The organism is Mesocryomonas lacus, from assembly GCF_055730105.2.
This window is the reverse complement of record NZ_JBUZWF020000004.1, coordinates 426,125-441,511: the sequence shown is the minus strand read 5'-3', so window position 1 is coordinate 441,511 and position 15,387 is coordinate 426,125. Positions and strand designations below refer to the sequence as shown.

Annotated in this window: 15 protein-coding genes and 1 pseudogene; 8 read left to right on the top strand and 8 right to left on the bottom strand. The window is 63.3% G+C overall.

All coding sequences use genetic code 11. The annotated features are described in order from the left end of the window. Positions 1-13 precede the first annotated feature (13 nt). Positions 14-205 (bottom strand): hypothetical protein, encoded by a 192-nt coding sequence (locus ACZLZQ_RS24290; protein ID WP_502306320.1) that lies wholly within the window; start codon positions 203-205, stop codon positions 14-16. Positions 206-324: 119 nt separating this feature from the next. On the opposite strand from ACZLZQ_RS24290, the pseudogene ACZLZQ_RS16315 reads away from it, so the two are divergent. Continuing rightward, positions 325-858 (top strand): annotated as a pseudogene (locus ACZLZQ_RS16315) (MBL fold metallo-hydrolase); the annotation flags it as partial. Between the two features lie 25 nt (positions 859-883). Next, positions 884-1,267 (top strand): rhodanese-like domain-containing protein, encoded by a 384-nt coding sequence (locus tag ACZLZQ_RS16310; protein WP_472950279.1) that lies wholly within the window; start codon positions 884-886, stop codon positions 1,265-1,267. A gap of 237 nt (positions 1,268-1,504) precedes the next feature. Here ACZLZQ_RS16310 and ACZLZQ_RS16305 read toward each other — a convergent pair whose 3' ends face one another. Then, positions 1,505-2,287, bottom strand: a complete 783-nt coding sequence (locus ACZLZQ_RS16305) for a pentapeptide repeat-containing protein (protein WP_472950278.1) — start codon at positions 2,285-2,287, stop codon at positions 1,505-1,507. A 139-nt stretch (positions 2,288-2,426) separates the two neighbouring features. On the opposite strand from ACZLZQ_RS16305, the gene ACZLZQ_RS16300 reads away from it, so the two are divergent. From ACZLZQ_RS16300 to ACZLZQ_RS16280, 5 genes are all read left to right on the top strand, one after another. Beyond that, entirely contained in the window at positions 2,427-3,200 is a 774-nt protein-coding gene (locus ACZLZQ_RS16300) for a methyltransferase family protein (protein ID WP_472950277.1), read from the top strand. Between the two features lie 88 nt (positions 3,201-3,288). After that, positions 3,289-3,756, top strand: coding sequence for an Rrf2 family transcriptional regulator (locus tag ACZLZQ_RS16295; RefSeq protein WP_472950276.1), 468 nt, complete (start codon positions 3,289-3,291; stop codon positions 3,754-3,756). Next, positions 3,746-4,642, top strand: a complete 897-nt coding sequence (locus ACZLZQ_RS16290; protein ID WP_472950275.1) for an NAD(P)/FAD-dependent oxidoreductase — start codon at positions 3,746-3,748, stop codon at positions 4,640-4,642. The genes ACZLZQ_RS16295 and ACZLZQ_RS16290 overlap by 11 nt, the downstream gene beginning before the upstream one ends. Before the next feature lie 205 nt (positions 4,643-4,847). After that, complete coding sequence (locus tag ACZLZQ_RS16285) at positions 4,848-5,519, top strand: class I SAM-dependent methyltransferase (protein WP_472950274.1); 672 nt, start codon at positions 4,848-4,850, stop codon at positions 5,517-5,519. A 204-nt stretch (positions 5,520-5,723) separates the two neighbouring features. Next, positions 5,724-6,149, top strand: coding sequence for an SRPBCC family protein (locus tag ACZLZQ_RS16280; RefSeq protein ID WP_472950273.1), 426 nt, complete (start codon positions 5,724-5,726; stop codon positions 6,147-6,149). A gap of 606 nt (positions 6,150-6,755) precedes the next feature. Here ACZLZQ_RS16280 and ACZLZQ_RS16275 read toward each other — a convergent pair. Both ACZLZQ_RS16275 and ACZLZQ_RS16270 read right to left on the bottom strand, forming a co-directional pair. Further along, the gene (locus ACZLZQ_RS16275) at positions 6,756-6,989 is read right to left on the bottom strand and encodes a hypothetical protein (RefSeq protein WP_472950272.1); all 234 of its coding nucleotides are present in this window, start codon (positions 6,987-6,989) and stop codon (positions 6,756-6,758) included. Positions 6,990-7,229: 240 nt separating this feature from the next. Continuing rightward, positions 7,230-8,606 carry a methyl-accepting chemotaxis protein gene (locus ACZLZQ_RS16270; RefSeq protein WP_472950409.1) on the bottom strand — a complete coding sequence of 459 codons (1,377 nt, stop codon included), beginning with the start codon at positions 8,604-8,606 and terminating at the stop codon, positions 7,230-7,232. A 124-nt stretch (positions 8,607-8,730) separates the two neighbouring features. On the opposite strand from ACZLZQ_RS16270, the gene ACZLZQ_RS16265 reads away from it, so the two are divergent. Then, entirely contained in the window at positions 8,731-9,000 is a 270-nt protein-coding gene (locus tag ACZLZQ_RS16265) for a hypothetical protein (RefSeq protein WP_472950271.1), read from the top strand. Positions 9,001-9,464: 464 nt separating this feature from the next. On the opposite strand, the gene ACZLZQ_RS16260 is transcribed toward ACZLZQ_RS16265, so the two are convergent. The 4 genes from ACZLZQ_RS16260 to ACZLZQ_RS16245 all read right to left on the bottom strand — a co-directional run bounded on the left by ACZLZQ_RS16260 (position 9,465) and on the right by ACZLZQ_RS16245 (position 15,322). Continuing rightward, entirely contained in the window at positions 9,465-9,908 is a 444-nt protein-coding gene (locus ACZLZQ_RS16260) for a thermonuclease family protein (protein WP_472950270.1), read from the bottom strand. A 342-nt stretch (positions 9,909-10,250) separates the two neighbouring features. Further along, positions 10,251-10,457: a hypothetical protein gene (locus tag ACZLZQ_RS16255; RefSeq protein WP_472950269.1), complete on the bottom strand. Its 207-nt coding sequence runs from the start codon at positions 10,455-10,457 to the stop codon at positions 10,251-10,253. A gap of 899 nt (positions 10,458-11,356) precedes the next feature. Then, positions 11,357-12,682, bottom strand: coding sequence for an HlyD family type I secretion periplasmic adaptor subunit (locus ACZLZQ_RS16250; RefSeq protein WP_472950268.1), 1,326 nt, complete (start codon positions 12,680-12,682; stop codon positions 11,357-11,359). A 39-nt stretch (positions 12,683-12,721) separates the two neighbouring features. Next, positions 12,722-15,322 (bottom strand): cadherin-like domain-containing protein, encoded by a 2,601-nt coding sequence (locus ACZLZQ_RS16245; RefSeq protein ID WP_472950408.1) that lies wholly within the window; start codon positions 15,320-15,322, stop codon positions 12,722-12,724. Positions 15,323-15,387 lie beyond the last annotated feature (65 nt).

The window sequence follows — 15,387 nt, the reverse complement described above, 5'->3', positions numbered from 1 at the left end:
AGCACGAAGACGCTCAACAGCGCCATGGCCCCGCGGCCAGAACCGGCGACAGGAGGATGCCGGTGAACGGATAGAGCGCCCCAGCGGCGACCGGGATCAGGACGACGTTATAGCCGAACGCCCAGAAGAGATTCTGCGGGATGTTGGCGATGGTCGCCTTGGAGATCGCGATCGCGTTGACGACGCCCATCAGGTTGCCCGACATCAGGACGACGTCCGCACTCTCGATGGCGACGTCGGTCCCGGTACCGACGGCAAGCCCGGTAATGCTAGAAGATTTGATGTCATCGACTGGCCTTAGCCCACATCAAGGGATGCTGCCCGTCCGACGGCTCGCAATGGAGTCGTCTCTTCGCCGACGGGGATCGCTTCCCGATCGGCAACTTCGAGGTCGAGGTCATGTTGACGCCTAGCCACACGCTGGCTTCGATCGCCTACTGCATCGGCGACGCTGCCTTCGTCCACGACACGCTGTTCATGCCGGGCGGCGGAACGGCACGCGCGGACTTCCCGGGCGGTAGCGCCGAAGCGCTGTGGGACAGCATCAGCGTCATCCTTGCCCTGCCCGGAGAAACACGCGTCTTCACCGGGCACGACTACCGGCCAGGCGGACGCAAGCCGCGTTGGGGATCTACGGTTGAAGACTAGCGACGTGCCAATGTCCACATCGTTAAGGCGCCGACGAGGGAAGCCTTCGTGGCGCTTGGAGAGGCGCGCGATCGCGACCTAGCCATTCCGAACCTCATCCTGCATTCTCTCCAGGTGAACATTCGCGGCGGCCGACTGCCTGAAGCCGAAGATGACGGCCGATGCTATTTTAAGATCCCGCCCGACGCCCTTGAAGGCGTCGCGTGGTGAACACCAACAACCGAAGGAGATTGGCATGACCATTCGAAGCGCCAAGGACGTCGTCCTGCAGGCCTCCGCCGGGGTGAAGACGATCGCACCCGGCGACGCCGCCAAGCTCGTCGAGTCGCCAAGCGCGATCTTCGTCGACGTGCGCGAGGCGAACGAACTGGAAAAGACCGGAACCCTGGAGGGCGCCGTCCATGTGCCGCGCGGCTTTCTCGAGTTCCAGGCCGATCCCTCCAGTCCAAGTCACAAGGCCGAACTCGAGCCGGCCAAGCGCCTCGTCCTCTTCTGCGCCTCGGGCGGACGGTCGGCCTTAGCCGCCGCCACGCTCCAATCCATGGGCTTCACAGACGTCGTCTCGGTGGAGGGTGGATTTCCCGCGCTTAAGGAGGCTGGCGCGCCGACAATCCGCTGAACGGAGTGCACAGACGCGTCCACGAGGGACATGATTTGAATCCAGAACCGTTTCGTTTCATGGAGACATCGATCGAGCGAACCGCCGCCCATATCATCCTCGCGGGGCGATAGTTTGCCGCCGGCATCCTGGACGGGCGGCTGCCCAACGACCCCTAAAGCAGGCAGTTCGCAGGAAACGAGAGCCAAACAGGCATTGTTGCCAGAGGCAGCAATCGTAAACCCAGAGCTTGGGCCGTCACCTGAGCAGGACCTTGTCGGCGTGGACGGGCGTACCCTTCGTCCCGGCCATGTCGGCCGACTGGATCCGCATACCGGAGAAGTCGGTCCCTGCCACGTTGGCTCCCGTGAACTTCGCTCCCTGCGCCTCCACGCTGCTCATGTCCGCTCCCTCGAAGGAGACATCGGTAAAGTCTGCGAACTTCGCCTGCGCGCGGGACAGGTTCGCCGCCTTCAGGTTCGCGCCCCGCAGCTTCGCAGAGTTCAGGATTCCCCGCATCATGCCCATCGACTGGTTCTTCATGTCGGCCGAGAGGTTGGCCCCCTCCATGTTCGCCTTCACCATCGATGCCCGTGAGAAGTCCGCAGTCAAACGTCCGCCCGACAGGTCGGCATCGTCGAAGTCGGCATCCATCATCTGTGCCTGGAAGAGGCTCGCCTTCTTCAAGCTCGCGTTGGTGAAGTCCGCCTTGAGCGCCCAGGCTTGGTCCAGGATGGCCCCATCGAGCTTCGCGCCGACGAACTTCGTGCCGTTCAAGTACGCGGACCTCAGCGTCGCGCCGCTGAAGTCGAGACCGGACAGGTCGAGCCCGTTGAGGGACTTCAAGGTGAAGTTGGCGGGAGCGGAAGGGGTTGCCCGTGCTAGCACGTCTTCAACATCTGCCCGGGTCATGGTGGCCTGCGTCATCTTTGCGGACTTCATGTCCAGTCCGGCCATCTGGGCCATTCCCGCGCTCGGTCCATGACAAAGAATGGTGACGGCGAGCGTTGCGACAACGGTCAGCCTGGATCGGTCTTGCATGTTCTCTCCCGGGAAGTCGCTGCTTCCATTGTGCAAGCCGTCGGCTCATCCGCGGACTGCTTTTCCTTGAACTCGGCGGACGCTACGAGCCTGTCGACGGTCGGTTTCTGTGCCGCAGGTGGGGCACCACGGCGCAGAGATGTCGACGACGATCGATCGGTCCGCAGCGTCGGCCACGTCGAAGCCAGCGCGGTCGAAGGACTTCATTTCCGCCGCGAAGGCTGCGCCACTCATCGCGGCGAGGCCAGGCCCGACGAAGGCAAGTCTGAACTTCAGGGTCGTCACGGCATCCTTCGGTGCGGTCTCCCGGCAGGCTTGCGCTCCCGTCATCGAGGACGCAACGATCTCGCGGCGTGCTCCGTTTTTTGTGCGTTTGTCTCGGCGCCTACATCCGTCCGTCCTGTGCCCGCAGCTCTCGAAGGAGATTCAGCACATGAACTCCCGTCAAGCGTCGCCCAACTCCATACCTTGGCCGCCGCTGGTCCTCGGCGCGAGCGCCATGGTCAGTTTAGGCCTCAATGCCTGGTTCCCCGCTGGCCTTGGAGGCCAGCTCCCGGTCCGCGTGGCGGGCATTGTCCTTGTTGCGTGCGGGTTGCTCCTCGATGTTCTCGCGATGGCGTCCATGCATCGTTCCGGGACGAACATACTGCCGCACCGCCCGGCGGGCACGCTCCTGACCGACGGCGTCTTCGCCTGGTCGCGCAACCCGATCTACCTTGGCAACGCCCTGTTGCTGACGGGCATTGGGTTGGCCGCGGACATCGCCTGGTTCCTGCCAGCCGCGGCTGTCGCGATAGCCCTTACGGACCGTCTCGCTGTGCGGCGGGAGGAGGTTCATCTCGCTGCCAAGTTCGGAACGGCCTACCGCGATTATGAGAGTTCGACACGGCGATGGTTCGGCCGAAAATCCTAATCACCCGTGACCGATCGCATCCGAGGGATGTGGCAACTCTAATTCGACTGTGTTGACCAAAACCATTTCATGTAACATGGTATGATACATGAAACGAGACAGCCGACTATCGGGCGTCCTGCACGTCCTGCTCCACATGGCCGAGACCGACGGTCCGGTAACATCAGAACACCTGTCGAAGGCGATGCAGACAAACCCGGTCGTGATCCGTCGGATCATGGCGGGACTGCGCGACGACGGTCTCGTGCGGTCCGAAAAGGGGCACGGCGGCGGCTGGACCATCGCGCGCGACCTGTCGAGCGTAACGCTGCGCGACGTCTACGCGGCCCTCGGATCGCCCGGCCTGTTCTCCATGGGCAACCGCACGGACGCGCCCGGCTGCCTCGTCGAGGAGGCGGTCAACGCGGCGTTGGACGACACGTTCGCCACGGCCGAGGCTCTGCTTCTCGAACGTTTCGGCGCGGTGACGCTGGCCGCGCTCCATGCCGATTTCCATGCCCGGCTGACACGGCGGGCCAGCCAATGCGACTTCGAGGAACAACCCCATGCGGCATGACGCGATCGTCATCGGTGGCAGCTTCGCCGGCCTGTCGGCAGCCACCTACATCGCCCGCGGCCGCCGGCGGGTTGCGGTGATGGACGCCGGTTCGCCGCGCAACCGCTTTGCTGACGACTCCCACGGCTATCTCTCGCAGGACGGCGCGGATCCCCAGGCCATCCTGTCGACCGGGCGGCGGCAACTGGCCGCCTACCCGGAGGCCTCACTCATCAAGGCAACCGTGATGGACGCTCGGCCGATCGAATGCGGCTTCGCAGTCGTCCTCGACAACGGCGACACTCTCGAGGCTGCGAAGCTCGTCCTCGCCTTCGGCGTCAGCGACGTTCTGCCGGACGTCCCGGGGCTGAGCTCGCGCTGGGGCCGCGACGTGCTCCACTGCCCCTACTGCCATGGCTACGAGTTCGCGGGCCGGAGCCTTGGCGTTCTGCACACGGCACCCCATTCCGCCCATCAAGCAATGCTGATTGCGGAATGGGGGCAGACGACCCTGTTCCTCAGCGGCGCGGACATGCCGGACGCGGCGACCTGCGAGGCGCTCGCCGGGCGCGGCGTCGCGATTGAGGAAAGTCCCGTGAAATCTCTGGACGGCGGCGACGCGCGGCCTCTCGACGTGCTGCTCGACGACGGTCGGAGCGCCCTCGTCGGCGCGCTCTTCATCGCCGCGCGGACCCGGTTGAACAGCGACCTCGCCGAACGGCTGGGATGTGCCGTCGACGATGGGCCGCTCGGGCCGATCATCAGGACGGATGCGGAAAAGATGACGACCGTGCTTGGTGTCTACGCCGCGGGTGACGTCGCCCGCGCGCCTCATACAGTGACTTGGGCGGCCAGCGACGGCGTCACCGCCGGACTTTCGGTCCACCGGTCCCTTGTGTTTGGCTGAGGACGCCGCCGCAGCGGACGAGGTCGACACCGAAAGCTTTGGCAAGACGCCTCGACCATAACCGTGTGGCCTCGGAAGCGACCGACGTCGAAGACACCCTGTTTGGAGCGTGGGCGCGAAGGCCTTCGTGAGGAATGCCGTTTGTCCACCCCACCACCGCCGACCGATCCACCTACGATCATCCCGAACATGTTGGAGTTGCTGCTTGTCGTCTTTCTCCGATCCTGAAGCGGTGGCCCGATACGCTGATGGTCCGGTTCGAATGGTGCCTGGCTTTCACCATATGCAGCGTATGGCCGCGCTGCTGCTGGAGGAGCGCGTTCCAAACGACGGTCGCGTGCTGGTTCTGGGAGCGGGCGGCGGCTTGGAACTGAAAGTGCTCGCCGAACACCGTTCAGGTTGGCGGTTCGACGGAGTGGACCCGTCGGCAGAGATGCTGGAGCTTGCGGCACGCACGCTCGGGCCGCTCGCCTCACGCGTCGGCTTCCACAAGGGCACGATCGACATCGCACCCGAAGGACCTTTCGACGGCGCGACGTGCTTGCTGACGCTTCACTTCCTGCCGCGGGACGAGCGCCTGCGCACCTTGGTCGAGGTCCGGCGGCGACTGGCGCCCGGCGCGCCCTTTGTCGTCGCGCACCATAGCTTCCCGCAGGAACCTACGGAGAAGTCGCTATGGCTGGATCGCTTCGCAGCGTTCGCCACGGCGCCGGGCATGTCCGCTTCACAGATGCGCGTCGCGGCCCTTGCGATCGGCGAGCGCCTGCCAACAATGTCTCCCGAAGAGGACGAGGCTCTGCTCCAGGAGGCAGGGTTCGACGGGGTCGCCTTGTTCTATGCCGCATTTACGTTCAGGGGCTGGGTGGGATACGCCTGACCGATAGGACACGTAGATGCCTTGCCCGAGGCCTCGCCTCGCCCTTCGAAGCGGGTTAGGCAGCAGAAGCATCGAACGATTTGGCCGCCATTGACCCGTTGCTGACACCACGCTGTTGTTCTCTTAGATCCATTTTATGGTATTAGGATTAGGCAAGCGGAAGAATGGAAGCGAGGCCCAAATACATCGAACAGGGGATGCAGAATGGCTGGCGAGCAGATTATTGTGGAGGCCGAGGTGTCCGCATCGGTCACGGAAGCATGGGATGCCTACACTTCGCCCGACCGGATCACACAGTGGAACTTTGCGTCTGACGACTGGCATTGCCCAGCTGCCAGCGTTGACCTTCGCGAAGGGGGGCGATTTAGCTCTCGTATGGAAGCAAAGGACGGCGGCACCGGCTTCGAGTTTGCAGGCACGTATACGAAGCTCATCCCGAACAAGCGGATTGAGTATGAGTTTGGCGGTCGTCAGGTAACCGTTAGCTTCAAGCCTCATGGCAACTACACGCATGTACAGGTGGCGTTCGACGCAGAAACCGAGCATTCCGTCGACCAGCAGCGCAGCGGCTGGCAGGCCATTCTCGACAACTTCGCTAAGCACGTGAGTGCCACACCAGCTCGTACATAGCTGACGCGAGGTGGTTGGTGCCGCAACGACCGCTTTCCAGCCATTCGCTTCCCGCTCAGCTCGAGGCCGCCTGCTGAATTGGTGGCCTTTGCTACCGAATGCCGCAAAGACACATGTCCTGGTGGAGCACGGCTTCGGAAGTGCGGCAACGTTAGTCTCCGTGTGCGGTTGTAGCCCGGCCGGAGGCATGGGAGAACGCATGGCATACTGGTAGATCGCGGCAAGCTCGGATCAACGGACCTACGCCGACCGCTTCATCCGTCACGGCAATGCTTACAGATGCGACCCGGCGACGGGTACGTTCCCAGCCATTCCAACTGCCTATCGCAACATCCGTGATCCAAGGACGAGATACCCTCTCGATCAGACAACACAGATGGTGCCCTCGCCGTCTTTCAAATGCTGATCCCGAACTGATCCACCGCGGCTGCGGGGCTGGTCAATCAAGAACCTCTAAGCGGAATGGAATAGCGTCAGTTACCGCGCTCTGAACGTATACTGAACCCTCAGCACATCGCGGATGGCGCGGCTTGGCGCTTAGGTTCAGTGACCCGCCGCCCAGCGCTGCCATGATCGCGAGGTTGAACGCAGCGCGCTCCCCCTTGGTCAGGCCCGCCGCCGGGCGCTTAGGTTCAGTGACCCGCCGCCCAGCGCTGCCATGATCGCGAGGTTGAACGCAGCGCGCTCCCCCTTGGTCAGGCCCGCCGCCTTCATCCCGGCCGCAACGCGCCGTTTGAGCTTCGGTCCGGAGAAGAAGGCGTATGCGGGCACGCCAAGGCTCGCCGCGGCTTGCCCGTCGATGTTCGCGGCCGTGATGTCGAGGGCCGCGCACTCCGCCAACTTCTCGACGGACGCCTTCCTTTTCAGGGAGCCGTAGCAAGCCTCGACCGCCTCGGCAGCAGTACCAATCCCGCCCCCTTCTTAGATGCCGCGGAAGACGGTCGCACTCCCGAAGTGCGATTTCAGTGGCTTGTGGCGGAGATCGGCAAGTGGTCCCACTCCATCCCCCAATCGCTCCATCATCTGCCAGCGATCACACTTGTTGGCTTCGTCGACAGCAACTCGCTGGCCGCCTCAGGTTTAAAACTCCTCCCAACTGCTCTCGGCGGCGGGTGCTGCGCTTACCCCTCCGCCGCCGGCGACTTTCAACATCGGCACCGACCTTGCCGGGGGGGCGGGCTTGCGGGCGGGGGCGCGGGGCGCGGGCCGCGCGGCCGTGTTGGTGGAGTCGCTGGTCTGGAAGCGCATCATCAACTGGCTGAGCTGCTCGGTTTCGGTTCGCAAACTCTGGGCGGCCGCGGTCGTCTGCTCGACCATTGCCGCGTTTTGCTGGGTGACCTTGTCCATCTGGTCGGCGGCACCCGAAACCTCGCGCAGCGTCGTCGCTTGCTGTCCGGCATTGCGGGCGATGTCGCCGATGAGATCGCCCATCAGCCGCACGGTGGTGACGATTTCCTCGAGGCTCTTGCCCGAAGCGGTGACGAGCTGGACGCCGTTGTCGACCTCGCGCGAGGAAACCGAGATCAGGTTCTTGATCTCCTTGGCAGCCTCGGCCGAACGCTGGGCAAGGCCACGCACCTCCTGGGCGACGACGGCAAATCCCCTGCCCGCCTCGCCCGCCCGCGCCGCCTCGACGCCAGCGTTCAACGCGAGGAGATTGGTCTGGAAGGCGATCTCGTCGATCACGCCGATGATGTTGCCGATCTTCTGCGACGATTCCTCGATCTGGTTCATTGCGACGACCGCCTTGGAGACGATCGCACCGCCATTCTCGGCATTGGCGAGCGCGCTGGTCGCCGCGGTATTGGCTTTGTTGGCGTCGGCGGCCGTGCTGTTGATGCCCCTCGTCACTTCCGACAGCGAGGCGACCGTCTCCTCCAGCGTCGCGGCCTGCTGCTCGGTCCTCTGGGAGAGGTCGGAGGCGGCGACCCCGATCTCCTTCATGCCCTCGCCGATCGTGCCCGACGCATGCTTGACCAGGCTCATTGCCGTTTCGAGCCCTTCCAACGCCTTATTGAAGTCGATGCGCAGCTTGTCGAGTTCGGGGGTCAGCGGCGTGTGGATGCGGCGGCCAAGCTCGCCCTCGGCCAAGGCGCTGAGGGCGCTGGCGATCTCGGTGACGGCATCGACGCGCTGCGTGACGTCAATAGCGAACTTGACGACCTTGGTGACCTTGCCATGCGCGTCGATGATCGGATTGTAGGCGCCTTGGATCCATACGATCTTGCCGCTCTTGGAAACGCGGTGAAACTCGTCGGCCTGGTATTTTCCCTCCCGCAGCTGGTTCCAGAAGTTGCGGTATTCCGAGCTCTCGCGGTAGGCGCTGTCGACGAAGATCGAGTGGTTCTTTCCGACGATTTCGCCGAGCTCGTAGCCCATGACCTTCAGAAAGTTGGCGTTGGCGTGCGTGATGGTTCCATCGACCTTGAACTCGATCACCGCCTGCGACCGCGACATCGCCTGAATCTGTCCGGAAAAGTCGAGGTTGAGGAGGCGCTCCTTCGCATCCATCCGCCCATTCGACAACGAAGCCGGCGGTCCTGCCGCCCTCACGCAAGGGCGCGACGAGGAGGTCGAACACATGGCAGCCGACCCTGATGGTGGCATTGTGAGGCTTTTCGAGCGTAGCCAACATATTGCGTTGATGGCCGGGATTTTTGTGGAAGACGTCGATATTGCTGCCGATCAGGGTGGCGACGCTGAATTTAGGCAGGTCCGTCCTGATCTCGCTTTCAGACGACTTCAGCATCTCATGCAGCGACGGGTTGATGTAGGTGATCCGCAGATCCTTGTCTGCCAGCATGATGTTGGTGCGCAAGGCTTCGATCGCCGCGATCTTATGCGACGTTAGCTTGCTGTGGAACGGCGAATGAAACATAGCGCGGCCTCGAACCATATATCTGAGGGCAAATTCCAGCAGAATACAAGAAGCTAGCTTCTCGACTTCAGCTAAACTAGCATTAGAAGAAATTCGTAAACCTGCTATTAAAAATAACTAAAAATACTATAGATTCTTTATGTATGCGATATAGTTATATTATGATAATTAATACGTATTATATGGCGCGAATAGTTGAAGTGCCGCTCGGGCGGGCCTCCGACATTACCGACGGGTCCCTACGTTTTTCCAACCAAGGAATCCCTTCGAGGCCGGCAGAGGAATCGCAAGTCCTATGTGCCGCCGATTCGTCGGCCGGCATTCGGAACGCTTGCTCTGACGCCGGGTGGGACCGCCGGCGCGCACGAATTCACAGGTCTCACACTTCGGAAGAATTGCGGCTTGGGTGAGCAGATATCAACTCTTCGCAGCAGGCTTCAGCGCGGGGCGCACCAGGGATTGCCTGTGTTCGGCAAGGCCTGGACGAGATTTTCGCTGAGAAGCTGCATCCCGGCGTCGCGGCCATCGGCGAGCTCGATGGCGACGAGGGCGGTACCGTCGCTGTCGCTCTGCCCGGTCGGCAGGATGGTGAAGCCGCGTGCCAGCCACAGCCGCAGCCGGTCGCGGGCACGGATCGCCATGATCTGCTCGGCCCGGCAGGCGGCGACGCGCCCGCTGAGTTCTGGCGCGTCAACGTTCTTCAACCGCCACTTGCGGCCATCCTGCCAGCCGGTGTCGCCGTCATAGATGCAGGTACCGCCGCGTCCGGGCCGGTTCGCGCCCTCACACGCCGGTAGCACAGCGGCGGCGGACGTCGCGACTGACAAGACAAGCGCTGCGACAGCCATCCCGGCCAGTGGCCATCCTGGTAAAGCACGCATCTGCCCTCCCCGTCCCGCCAATATCCGCAGCTCCGTTCGGCGCAAGTCGCCCCCCGCTGTAGGGATCGCACCCTGCACTCTGCATTTGCCGGCTAGTGAATCAAGCGGGAGCGACAGTGGCGCATTCTACCAATCGTTCCGGCCGTATACGGCAGCGAAATGCCGCTGGCGTTTCGTGCCCTCCGAGAACGACGCGATAGGCTTCGCCGGTCAAAGCAGAATCGCATTCGAGTGTGGCGCCTACAGGCGCACCAATGACCTTGTGACCTGGTGTCACTTTCAGGAGAGCCCCGGACGATCTCTCGCCGGGGCCCTGTTGGGTTTTAGTTTGAATTGGAGAGACTACGCTCCGGTCGGAGGAGACGGCGCTACGATGTCGTCCGCATCGGATTCTTCGTAATCGGGCGATCGTCCGCCGTTGGGCAGCTTGCTCTGCTGGCGCTGGACATGTTCGGTTTCCGTCTCGCCGTGCGGGCTGTCCTCGGTGGCGACCTTCGAGCCGTCCTCGCGGTACTCAGCATCCTTGGTCGTCTTGCTGATCTCGGACATTGGAACTTTCTCCTGTTGGTGATGGAGAAAGTTTTGGCCAGCACTCCGGTTCCGTTGCTGCGTGTCGTCCGCCATGCCTAGCGATCTTGCAACTATCGACGCCATCGAATGTCGGCTGAGAGACTTATCCGGTGGATCGGCGTGCGTCCGAGGTGTCAGCCATCTCGCCATCCTAGACGATCAGTAAAATCATGGCCCGCAATGAGGCCGATGCGCCCACCAGCGCAAGTTCCCGAATAAGGTGAAGATACGATGCTGTCCAGGTTCGCTTGGGCCTCATAATTGTTGCTTTTACTTTACCACATTTGCTGCGCAATTATAAAATCAGGTTATATAGATTAACTTCATTATCATTTAAGGAATAAAGTCACTCTTAGGATAAAGGGTCGGAGCTTTAAGGACCAATCTGTCATCCGGCAGCATTTGGCTGACGGTCAAGCTTGCGCCTCGACTTTGAGACGATCGTAAACTTTTGACGCGACAACGGCGGAGAGGTTCGTGCCACGTGCAAACAGTTCGTCATCCTGTGCCGTCGGATCGGGCTGATCGCGGGCGGCACTGTGGCGGTTTAGGGCAGTTGGTTCAGGGCCGTAAACACGCCAGACAAGAACTACACGCCGGGTTCGATCCGCCTCCTCTGGGCGCAAGTCGAGCATCGAGTGCTACCTCGACAAGCTGGACTCCGTCGATCGGCAGGAGACGGACGTTGCCGAGATCCGCAAGAGGCGTTTGAACGAGCGGATCGAGGCGCTCTGCCACACAATGCGCGACATGCGAACAATGGCGCGTCAGAAAGAGACCGCACCCGACCGTCAAATCTCGCTGACCATGCGGACGCACGTGCCATGGCCACGAACGGCGAAGATACTGTCTGCTGCCGCGCATCGAAGCTGGATGGATTATTCCTCCCGGAGGGATCGCATCATCTGATCGGAGAAGGGCTTCAACAGATAGGACAAGGCAGTTCGATCACCGGTCGATGCGAAGACCTCGACCGGCATGCCGGGAACAAGTGACTTGCCGGCGACCGCGTGCGCCCCGCCTTCGATGGTGACGGTCGACAGGAAATAGGGTTGCCCGGTGGCCGGATCCATGGTCGGCGCTGCCGCCAGAACATCGACGCGTCCGGGCACTTCAGGGGTCGTTCGCTGATTGAAGGCCGAGAAACGAAGACGGACAGGCTGTCCGCTCATCAGTTGATCGACATCGCCTGGCATGAAGCGGGCCTCGACGACCAGGTCTTCGCCGTCGGGCACGATCGACATCACCGTCTGTCCGGGTTCGATCACCCCGTTGACGGTGTGAACGGACAGATCGTTGACGATCCCGGCCATCGGTGCGCGCAGTTCCATCCGCTTGGAACGGTCTTCCACGGCGAGGAGCCGCTGCTCGAGCTCCGCGAAGCGGCCATCGAGGTCGCGGAGTTCGCGCTGGGCATCGGTGCGCACCTGCTGGTCGAGCTCTATGATCTTCAGCCGCGCCTCGCTGATCTGGCTGTTCACCCGCGCGATGTTGGCGAGAATTTCGCCGCTGAGGCCGTCGATCGTGATGAGATCACGCTCCATCAGACGCGTCTTGGTTTCCTCCACAAGCCGGACCTTGACGAGCGGGCGCAGCTTTTCGAGATCGTGCGCGACCATCTTGCGCTCTGCGCTATTGGCCGTTTTCTGCGCCTCGAGCCCGCGGACCTGCTCGCCATACTGATCGATCTGCTGGGCAAGCTGAGCCCGTTGCGCGTTCCGCGTCGCCCTGTTGTTTTCGAACAGGCGGGTCTCACCGGCCGCAATGGCCGAGGTCTGCGTGGCTTCCGTGAAACGCTGGGAGAAGGTGACGCTGTCCAGCCCGTCGCGCTCGGCCTGGAGCCGGGCACGGCGCCCTTCCAACTCCGCCAGTTGCGTGCGGACCACGCCGAGCTCGGCTTTGGTCTGCGTCTCGTCGAGGCGGATGAGAACCGCTCCCGCCGCAACGCGATCGCCATTGGACACGCGGATATCGCCGACGATGCCGCCGTCTCGGTGCTGGATCAGTTTGACCTGCGAGCGGATGGCGACCTTTCCCTGAGCGATGACCGCACCGGAAAGCTCGGCCTGTGCCGCCCAGCCCCCGCAGCCCAGAATGAGGGCCGCGCCAAGAAGGCTGGCCACGGCCACCCGCGAGCCGATGCCCGAAGAAGGCTCAGAGGAAGCTTTGGGTCGTTCGCCAGCATCATTCATCGTCTTCCCCATCCCATCTGCTTCCCCTTCGTTTCGAAGGAACCGGCCTGTTCACGTCGTCTGGTCGAGATCGCGGCCCGCCAGAATGAAGTCCTGACGGGTCAATTCGTGATGGCCATCGATGACAATCTCGAAATCGCTGACGTCATCATTGTTGAGCTGGCCTTGCAGAACCGTGATCTCGGCATCCTGCACCATGCGGTGCTCGAAGGTCATCGCGCCGAGTTGCGCGATGTTTGCCGCGGCCGCACCGGCAAAAAACAGTTTCTGGGCGCTAAACTCGCCCTCCCCGGCGATCTGGGAGAGATCAATCCGATCGCCGGGCTGAAAGTCCATGATGTGGTCGCGGGGACCGCCCTTGTTCTGCAGGGCATCGAGGGAGCGGAAGAGGAAGGTGTCGTTGCCGCCCTCGCCGTAGAGGATGTTCACCTCATCATTGGCGACCAGCCGATCATTGCCCCTTCCGCCGTGAACGTTCTCGATTTCGAAGAGCCGGGCCTCGCGCTGGTTGCCGATGAACACCCAGCCATCGGGCAGATCGACATCGGCGTCGAAGACAATGTCGGAGAGATCGACGGTGTCGTCTCCGTCCCCCCCGAAAATCATGTCGACGCTCCCGTCAGCGTCGATAACGAGGACGTCGCCCCCCGAACCGCCATTGAGCATGTCGGCGCCATCGCCGCCGGTCAGCGTATCGCTGCCCGCGCCCCCGGAAATCTCGTCGGCGCCGCTCCCACCTTGCAGTCCGTCTGCGCCTTCGCCGCCGTCTAGGACATCGTCGCCCTCGCCGCCGTCGACAAGGTCAGCACCGTCTCCGCCATAGACCAGGTCATCGCCGGCCCCGCCCGCCATGAGATCGTCGCCGGCATTGCCGTAGAGGGTGTCGTCGCCGGCGCCGCCGGCCAGCGTGTCGTCGCCCGCTTCGCCGGAGAGTTGGTCGGCCCCGGCACCGCCCTGCAGCGTATCCGCGCCATCGCCGCCTTGGACGGCATCGTTTCCCTCGCCGCCGTCGGCAAAGTCGGCACCGTCCCCGCCATAGACGAGGTCGTCCCCCGACCCGCCCGCCAGGAGATCGTCGCCGGTATTGCCGTAAAGGGTATCGTTGTCGGCGCCGCCATTGAGCGTGTCCGCGCCGTCGCCGCCCTGCAGCGTGTCCGCGTCCGCGCCTCCCGCGAGGTCGTCGTCTCCGTTGCCGCCGGAGAGGAGATCGACGCCTTCCCCGCCGTTCAGCGTGTCCCGGCCATCCCCGCCGGAGATCGTGTCAGCCCCGGCGCCGCCCCTGAGATCGTCGCCGCCTTCGTCCCCATAGAGCAGGTCCGAGCCGGACCCGCCGTCGACGACGTCGTCGCCGCTGCCGCCCCTGATGACGTCGGCACCCTCGCCGCCCATGATGGAGTCCTGCCCGTCCCCACCGAAGATCGTGTCGGCGCCGAGTCCGCCGTCGATCGTGTCTGCGTCGGAACCGCCATCGAGAATGTCGACGCCTGTCTCACCAAATAAGGCGTCCCGGCCGGAACCACCGTCCAAGTTGTCGGCACCGACACCGCCGTAGAGGAAATCATCCTCGCTCCCACCGAGGAGAATGTCGTCGCCGTCGTCCCCATAGAGAATGTCGCGGCCTTCTTCGCCGAAGAGCGTATCGCCACCGTCGCCACCGAAGAGCACATCATTGCCCTCGCTCCCCCAAAGCACGTCATCGCCCTCGCCGCCGATGAGACGGTCGTCGCCTTTGCCACCCTTGATCCCGTCATCGCTCTCGCGGCCGTAGACGATGTCGTTTCCGTCGGCGGCATCGATCGCGTCGTCCAGCGGCGTGCCGATGAGGAGATCGTCGCCTTGGGTCCCTTTGATCGATGCGCCATGCGCCGTCTTCAGCAGCATCGAAGCGGTCTGGGCCACCACCTCCTGGGTGTCGGAGACCTGGTAGGTGAACGTGACCTCGCCGGTATCCCCGACGGCCGGCGTATAGAGCCACTGCTCGAGTCCGATGCGCTGCAATTCGCCCGAACTCACCTGCAACAGACGAACGATCAGACGGTCGCCGTCCGGATCGCTGGCCCCGGCGAGCAATTCGGACATGCTGATGATGACCGCAATGCCCATCGTGCCGTCATTGAGTTGAACGGGACCAGACAGAACCGGCCGACGGTTCTGCTTGCCGCCAGCCGAGGGCGGCGCGACACCGCCATCCCCTCCGGTGTCCCCGTCGTCGTCACCGGGCTGACCACCACCCGAGCCGTCGTTGCCCTCGTTGCCGTTGTTGCCGTCGTCGTCGCCGCCGGGTCCGGCGGGCCCATCAGTCCCGGCCTGCCCGGAGGGTGCACCCGGCCCGTTCACGTCGGGAATTGCGCTGGCCGGGCCCAGTCCGTCGGCGGAGGGCCAGGGAATGGAAGGTCCCGGCGGAGATGACGAGGGTGCCGGGTTCGCACCCTGAGGCCGCTCGACCGGGCGCAGTGCCCCTGCTTCACCGGGGGCCGGCGCCCCCCCATCGAGGCTTCTGATGTCTGGCTGACCATGATTATCGTTCGCCGTCCCGGCACTCTGCCGATGGGACTGCGGGGTGCCGTCATCGCTTCTCGACCGCTGGAAAGACAGTCGATCAATCTCAAGCCGCTGCAGCGGCGAGGCATCGAGACCCGACGGAAACGCCATGATTTGATCGTCGGAGGCGAATGTCCGGGCGATGGATGGGTCCGTTGCGCCCGCCTCCGGAACGG